Source organism: Streptomyces sp. NPDC054956, assembly GCF_053609185.1.
On record NZ_JBSGXB010000331.1, the window covers coordinates 1 to 7,863 of the forward strand.

5 protein-coding genes are annotated in these 7,863 nt (G+C 74.1%); 2 read left to right on the forward strand and 3 right to left on the reverse strand.

Features of this window, described 5'->3' with window-relative positions:
- On the forward strand, positions 1-673 hold a 673-nt coding region (locus ACWGDE_RS33070; RefSeq protein ID WP_453392738.1), incomplete at its 5' end, for a sensor histidine kinase.
- Positions 674-701: 28 nt separating this feature from the next.
- Here ACWGDE_RS33070 and ACWGDE_RS33075 read toward each other — a convergent pair.
- The gene (locus tag ACWGDE_RS33075; protein ID WP_453392739.1) at positions 702-2,678 is read right to left on the reverse strand and encodes a bifunctional metallophosphatase/5'-nucleotidase; all 1,977 of its coding nucleotides are present in this window, start codon (positions 2,676-2,678) and stop codon (positions 702-704) included.
- A 471-nt stretch (positions 2,679-3,149) separates the two neighbouring features.
- On the opposite strand from ACWGDE_RS33075, the gene ACWGDE_RS33080 reads away from it, so the two are divergent.
- Positions 3,150-5,051: an ATP-binding cassette domain-containing protein gene (locus tag ACWGDE_RS33080; RefSeq protein WP_453392740.1), complete on the forward strand. Its 1,902-nt coding sequence runs from the start codon at positions 3,150-3,152 to the stop codon at positions 5,049-5,051.
- 1,084 nt (positions 5,052-6,135) lie between these two features.
- On the opposite strand, the gene ACWGDE_RS33085 is transcribed toward ACWGDE_RS33080, so the two are convergent.
- A complete protein-coding gene (locus ACWGDE_RS33085) occupies positions 6,136-6,786 on the reverse strand; it encodes an isochorismatase family protein (RefSeq protein WP_453392741.1) in 651 nt (216 codons plus the stop codon).
- Positions 6,787-6,943: 157 nt separating this feature from the next.
- A partial coding sequence (locus ACWGDE_RS33090; protein WP_453392742.1) for a GlxA family transcriptional regulator occupies positions 6,944-7,863 on the reverse strand: 920 nt, incomplete at its 5' end.

Sequence of the window (7,863 nt, forward strand, 5' to 3'; positions counted from 1 at the left end):
GCTGGAGGCCGCCGGGATCCGCCAGCGCCGGTTCATCGCGGACGCCTCGCACGAGCTGCGCAGCCCGATCACCGTGCTCCGCACCCAGCTGGAGGTGGCGCAGGCCCACCCCGAACCGGCCCTGTGGGGCGAGCTGGTCAGCGGCGCGCTGGAGGACACCGTACGGCTCCAGGACCTCGCGGCCGACCTGCTCCTGCTGGCCCGGCTCGACACCTCGGAGCCGCCGCCGGCCGCCGCGGTCGACCTCACGGAGGTGGTACGGGAGGCCGCGCGTCCGCGCAAGGGCGAGCGGGTGCCCGTACGGGCCGACATCGCGCCGGGGATCGCGGTGCGCGGCAGCACGACGTGGCTGTCGCGGCTGGTCACCAACCTGCTGGACAACGCGCGGCGGCACGCCGAGGAGGGCGTGGTGCTCGTCCTCGCCGTCGACGAGGTCCGCGGCGAGGCCGTACTGGAGGTCCTCGACGACGGCGCCGGCATAGCGCCGGCCGACCGCGAACGGGTCTTCGAACGCTTCACCCGGCTCGACGACGCCCGCGCCCGCGACGAGGGGGGCACGGGCCTGGGCCTGGCCATCGCCCGCGACATCGCCGTCCGGCTGGGCGGCACCCTCACCGTCCGGGACTCCCCGGAGGGCGCCCGGCTGGTGGCCACCCTCCCGCTGGGCCCCTGAGCACCGCCGGTACGTCCCCGGGCGCGGGTCAGCAGACCGGCCGGCGGCCGGCGTCCCGGGCGGCCTCCTCCTCGGCCGCGACGGGCGTCGCCAGCGCCTCCACCGGATCGGACGGAGCCACCAGCAGGCCCTCCTCCCAGGGCGCGAGGAGCGCCGCGTTCTTCGCGCTCACCCGGCCCGTGGAGACGGCCCTCAGGGTGCCGAGGGCCGCCACGTACGCGGGGAAGCCCTCCGCGTCGCGCCGGTGGCGGGCCGGCTCCCGGTACCCGCCGAGCGCGGGGTAACCGTCCTGCCCGGTCAGCGTGTACGAGGTGGTCACCACCCGGTACGAGGCCTCCGGGCGCAGCGCGGCGCCGTCGATGAGGACGTCGCCCGGCGCGACCCGGTCCCCGGCGGGACGCGACGCGTCGAAGGAGTAGCGGACGTTGCCGGAGACGGCGAGCGGCGCGTAGGTCAGCACCCCGGAACCGTTCGGCGCCCACTGCTGCTCCAGCGCGTCGTGGATCTGCCGCCCGCTCACCTCGGCGCTGACCAGGGGGCATCCGTAGCCGACGGCCTTCCAGGCCCGCTCGAAGGCGACCGGGTCGTCCAGGGCGGGACCGGCGAGCAGGTCCGTGTTGATGACGCTGCGCCCGACGCGCGGGGCGACCGCGATGAGCGCCAGGTCCGCGCCGGAGCGGGCGGGCCGCGGGCTGGTGTCGAAGGAATCGGGTGCCTGCCCGGCCTCCCACAGCGCCCAGTCGGCGACGAGGTTGCCCATGGTGGACTCCCCGGCCGGCGAGAGGCGGCGGCTGAAGGAGGCGCGCTGGCGTGCGATGACCGCCGCCCCGTGCCGGCTCGCGTAGCCGGTCCAGTGGTCGACGACCTCCTTGAGGACCGGATCGGGTTGCACGTCACGGGTGTTGGGGTGGTTGACGGAGGTGGTGAGCTCGCGGACGACGGCACCGGTGTCGGCGTCGAGCCGCAGGACGATCTCGCCCACGATCTGCCCGTGGCAGCCGGCCTCCACGAAGGGCCTCGGCCGCCCCAGGGGATCGGGCAGCATCATGTTGAACGCGTGGTGCCAGTGCCCCGTCACGATCGCGTCGATGTCCGGGGAGGCCCGCAGCGCCAGTTCGTACGCCGGACCGCTGGGCTCCTCGCCGGAATCGAAGTCGCTGCCCGCCACCGCCCCGTCGTGCATGCTGAGCACGATGGCGCGCACCCCGAGCTGCTTGAGCCGGGCGGCGCAGAGGTTGGCGGCGGACAGCTCGTCGAGGGTGGCGAGGCCGGGCTGGAAGGAGTTCCCGAGGGTTTCGGTGCCGACGACGGTCAGGTGGATGAAGCCGATGGGCAGCCGCCGTCCGCCCGGGGCGTCGACCCACTCGATGTTGTACGGGGGCAGCACCGTCTCGCCGGTCCCGGTGGCCACGGCGTTGGCGCTGTAGTAGCGGAAGTCGGCGCCGTGGAAGAGGGCGCCGCTCGCATCGGGGAACGTGTTGGTCGTCCCGGCCCCCTCGTAGGGGAGGCCCTCCTCCATGTGCCGGCGCAGGAAGCCGGGCGTGCGGTCGAACTCGTGGTTGCCGGCCGTCGCGAAGTCCAGTCCGAGCCGGTTCAGGGCCTCGATCGTGGGCTCGTCGGCGAGGGTGAACGCGGGGTACTCCCAGCCGGAGAAGAGGTCCCCCGGCGCGAAGAAGATCGAGTTGGCCCGGCCGGCCCGCAACCGTGCCAGGTGGGTGGCCATGTAGGAGACCCCGCCGACGGTGTACTTCCGGCCGCCCGCGCCGGTGATGACGGCGTCCCGGGCCGGGGGAGCGGTGAGGTAGCCGTGCAGGTCGGTGATGTGGAGCAGCTGGACCTCGACGTAACCCGCCGCGCTCGCCCGGTCCCGCGCCGCGCCGGTGGCCGCCGCCGCGATGCCGGTGAGGGCTTTGACGCCGGTGGCCCCGGCCACCCCCAGGGCCCCGGCCTTCCCGAGGGCCCCGGCTGTCCGGGCCAGGAACCGGCGCCGGCCGAACTCTTCCATCCGAGCTCCCGTTTCCACTGGTGGGGGGCCAACTCCCGCCCGTACCCGTGCAGTCTGCAGGCTTCGTACGACGGTCCGTTTCGCGGCGTACGTCGCCCCGGCGAAACTCCGGGAAACTTCATCCCGTCGCCGCGCCGACGCGTCGCCCCACCGGGCACCGCCCGCCCCGGCCGACCCCCGAGACCCTCCCGGCACGGGCCGGGGGAGTGCAAGGAGTTTCCCGCGCGCTCCGTCGGTATCCGGCCGTTCTCGCCCCCCGGCGGGCCCCGGACCGTTGCCCGGGACCCCCCGCGCGGCCGGGGGCACCGGGCCGTCACGAAGGCCTGTTCTCGTTACTCCGCCCTCCGGGCTCGGATGTACTCCCTCACTCAACGGTTCCCCAGGGCGCTTCGCGGCCCCGCTCCGCCATGCCGTGGCGCGGGTCCGCGCGGGGGACCGCCGTGGTTCGAAGACGACGTGAAGGAGCCGCACGTGGCTGAGAAGACGGAACGCACGGCACGGGGAACGGTGCCTCCGCCCCGCGGACCGGAGGTCGCCGACCCGCCCGAGTTCACCTTCGCCTGGGGCGCGCACCAGCGGGTCATGGAGCACCTCTCGCTCCGGGAGATGGCCGCGCGGCTGCCCGCCGCGCTCGCCCAGACCGCCCGGATGGCCTGGCGGATCGACCGCGCCTCGGTGACCTGGCTGCTGGCCGGCCAGATCCTCGCCGGGGCCTGTACGGCGGCCGGCCTCGCCGGAGTCGCCGACGCGATGGGCCCGCTGCTCGCCGAGGGCGACGCCGGCGGGCGCATCACGGCCGCCGCCTGGCCGCTGGCGATCGCGGCGGTGGCGGCCGGGGCCGGAACGACGGCCCAGATCGCCGCGGGCAGCGCGGCCCGCCGGCTGACCCCGCGGCTGAGCACGACGGCCGACCTGGAGATGGTCGACGCCCACATGGACGTCGAGGTCTCCGCCTACGACGAGCCCGCGTTCTCCGACCGGTCGGAGGCCGCCGAGATCGGCGCCGCCCGCTCGTCCATGCTCGTCAAGGACGCCATGGCCTTCACCAACGGCCTGGTCAACCTCGTCGCGGTCGCCGGAGTGCTCGCCGTCGTCCACCCCGTCCTGATGCCGCTGCTCCTGCTGTGCGTCGTGCCCCGCGGCATGGGCGCCGTCATCGCCGCCCGCCTGGACTACGCCCTCCACAACGAGACGATCGCCTCGCGCAACATCCGCGGCATGATGCGCTGGTACCTCACCACCCACAAGCTCGGCGACGAGCTGCGCTGCAACTCCATGCGCCCCTACGCGCACGCCTGGTACGCCGCCGTCTGCGCCCGCATCGACGCCAAGATGGTCGGCTCCGCTCCCCGCTACCTGCGCGTCTCGCTGCTCGCCGCGGCCCTCGGCGGCCTCTTCCAGGCCGGTACGTGGGCGGCGCTCGCCGCGCTCGTCCTCACGGGCTCCATGGCCCTCGCGGCGGCGGGCACCGCGATCGTCGCCATGCGGACCTCGGCCTCCGCGCTGTCCAGCCTCGTGGTGTACGGGGCGGCCATGTTCCAGCACGCCCTCTACCTGGAGGACTACCGCCTCTTCGTGGACCGGGCGCGCGAACTGGGCGCCGTCCGCGGCCCGGTGGAGGCCGGGCCGCCGGAGCGGGTCAGCCTGGAGGAGGCCTCGTACACCTACCCGGGCAGGACGACGCCGGCGCTCGGACCGGTCAGCCTGTCGCTGACGCGGGGCGAGATCGTGGCGGTCGTCGGCGAGAACGGCGCCGGCAAGTCCACCCTCATCCGTCTGCTGACCGGCCTCACGGTGCCGGGCGAGGGGGAGGCGTACTGGGACGGGGTGCCGACCCGGGTCCACGACCAGCGGACCCTGTGGACACATGTGGGCCTGGTCGCCCAGTCCTACGCGCAGTGGCCCTTCGCGGTCCGCGAGAACGTCACCCTCGGCCAGCCCGGCGAACGCGGGGAAGAGGCCGTCTGGGAAGCACTGACCGCGGTGGGTCTGCGCGAGGAGGTACGGGAATACCCGCAGGCCCTGGACACCCTCCTGGCCCGCTCCCTGTGGGGCGGCCACGAACCCTCCGGCGGCCAGTGGCAACGCCTGGCCTGCGCCCGGGCCTTCCACCGCCGGCCCCGGTTCCTGATCATGGACGAGCCGACCTCGGCGATGGACGCGCGCGGTGAACACCGCGTCTTCACGGGGCTCCGGGAGATGAAGGAGGACCGGATCACCATGATCGTCACGCACCGGCTGGAGAACTGCCGGCTGGCCGACCGCATCATCGTGCTGGAGAAGGGCCGCGTCACGGAGACCGGCACGTTCGCCGAACTGACCGCCCTGGGCGGTACGTTCGCCGAACTGTACGAGCTCTCGCAGGACCGCTGACCCCGGACCGCCCGGGCTCCGCACCGCTCCCCACGTGGCGGTACGGAGCACGGGCGGCCCCCGCTCTCAGCGGGGTCCGGCCCCCGGCGCCCCGTGGATCGCGGCGCGGGGGCCACTGGATGTCCACGGTGCGGCGGTCGGGTCGCCGTGGGGACGTGGCGCATGGCCGCGGCCCTGGCCAGAGTACGGAGCTTGCCGAAGTAGGCCGCGCCGTACTCCTCGTTGATCAGGGGAATGCACTTGTCGAGGTCGGCTACGCACGCCCACAGGAGTGCGGCGCCGTCCGCGTCGAGTCCGCCGTTCAACTCCCGCTGGACGAGACCGGCGACATCGGCGTCGAGGAGGACCAGGTCCGCGCCCTCGAAGTCTTCGCCGCGCCAGCCGTCGGGGAACAGGGCGTTCCGATGCTCCTCCATCAGACGCTCCAGTCGGTCAGCGGGCCGGTCGCCTCTCGGGTGGGCGGCCGCCTGGGCGGCCGCGGGTTCCGCGGTGGACGACTGGTCCAGGATCAGGGAGACGGCATCGAAGACGGCCCGCACGATGTCGAGGGCCCCGGCCGGGGTGAGGGCGGAACTCGTCACGGCGCCCCGCCTGAGCCCGTCGCGCAGCCGCAGGCCGCGGTCGAGCCGTTCGGCGATCCCGGGGGTTACGATCCCCGCGCCCGCGGCCCGCTCGATCAGCTCCCCGAGCGGCTCGTCGACGGCGAGTCGCTCGGCCAGGGCGTGCTCCAGGGCGAGCAGGGCGTGGGTGGCCGCGACGGTGGCGAACTCGTACCGGTAGAAGGAGTGCCGGATGAGCTCGCGGGAGGTCTCCAGGGTGCTCATGAGGTACATCGACGCCCCGCGGGGCAGCACCAGACCGGCGACCAGCTCGTGCATGCCCTCGTAGTCGAGGACGAGGCCGCGGGCACGCGGGTCCGGAACGGCCGAAGACGGCGACCCGGGCAACGATGGAAGGGCGTTCACCGCCCCAGTCTCCGCGCCCGCGGACTCTCGGTGCCAGCGCATTTGCCCGGACGGCGAGACGCGGAACGGATGGGGCCGCCGCCTCCCGTGTGCGGGGTGGGGGTGGCGGCCGGGAGGCCTCAGCCGGTGAGGGCGTCGACCGTGGGGGCGACCGCGCCGAAGCGGTCGGCGACCGTGACCAGTGAGGCGGCCTGGAGGGCCGCCGCGGGGACGACGGTGCCGTCGGGGCCGGCCAGCGGCCGGGTGGCGGTGGCCTCGGCCACGACGGTGGGCCGGTAGCCGCGGGTGATGGCCCCGTGGGCGGTGAAGACGATGCACATGTGGGTCATGAAGCCGGCCAGCACCAGCTCCGTGCCCGACCCCAGCTCGCGCAGGACCTTCTCCAGATCGGTGTCGTGGAAGGCGTCGGGGAACTCCTTGACCACGACCCGCTCCCCGCCGACGGGTGCGACCTCCGCGCAGATGGCACCGCTCTCGCCCTGGATGTCGTACGGGGAGTTGCGGCCCGAGTCGTTCACGACGTGGACCACGGGGGTCCCGGCGGCGCGGGCGGCGGCCAGCAGCCGGGCACCGGCCGCGAGGGCCTCCCGTACGCCTTCCAGTTCCAGCACGCCGGAGGTGTAGGTGTTCTGGAAATCGATCATGACGAGGGTGGTGTCGGCGAGCCGGGGGAGCGTGGAGTCGAGGCCGAAGATCTCGCGCAGCTTCGGAGAGGCGCTCGTCGAAGTGGCCGTCGAAGTGGCTGTCGGAGTGGTCGTCGTCCGGGTCATGGCAGGGGCCTTTCGTGGAAGCGGTAAGGGGAGGAAACGGGCATGGCGAAGCCGCACGGCCTGTGCGCGTACCCGGGATCGGTGAATGAGGGGTCGGCGAAGGCAGAGTGGGAGGAGGCGGAGTTGGAGGAGGGGGAGGGGCGCGGGGCGCCCCGGGTCAGGCGGCGGTGGTGCGGAAGCGGCGGCGGTAGGCGGCGGGCGTCGTGTCGATCTGCTTGCGCAGTGCCCGGTGCAGGGTCTCCACGGAGCCGAATCCGCAGGCGGCGGCGAGCCGGTCCAACGGCTCGTCGGTGCTCTCCAGCAGACGGCGGGCCGCCTCCACCCGGACGGCCTCGACGTACGAGGCCGGGCTGGTGCCGGTCTCCTTGCGGAAGATCCGCGCGAAGTGCCGTTCGCTCAGGGACATCCGCTCGGCCAGTGCCGTCGCGGACAGATCGTCATCGAGGTGCTCGGCGATGTACGTCCGCAGTTCCTCGATGTCGCGCCGCGACCCGGCGGGCCGGCTCAGCGGTACCGAGAACTGGCTCTGCCCGCCCTGACGCTTGAGGTACATGACCAGCTGCCGGGCCACCGCGAGGGCGACGGTCTCGCCCAGGTCCTCGGCGACCATCGCCAGGGCGAGGTCCATGCACGCGCTGATCCCCGCGCCGGTCCACACCTTCCCGGACCTCACGAAGATAGGGTCGGCGTCCACCGTCACCGCCGGGTGCTCGGCGGCCAGTTGGGCGGCGGTCGACCAGTGGGTGGTCGCCCGCTTCCCGTCCAGCAGCCCGGCCGCGGCCAGCAGGTGCGCGCCCACGCACACCGACGCCACCCGGCGGGCCTGCGGAGCGGTCGTCCTGACCCACTCCACGACCTCGTGGTCGACCCGGGCGACCGGGCCCTCCGGGAGCATGTCCACCGCGCCGGGTACCAGGAGCGTGTCCAGCACGCCGTCCACCTCGGCGAAGGAGAGGTCGGTCAGCAGCCGGACCCCGGCCGACGTGGTGACCGCGCCCTGCGAGGGGCCCGCCAACTGCACCTGGTAGCCGGCGCGGCCCCCGGTCTCGCGGTTGGCGAGGGCGAACACCTCGGCGG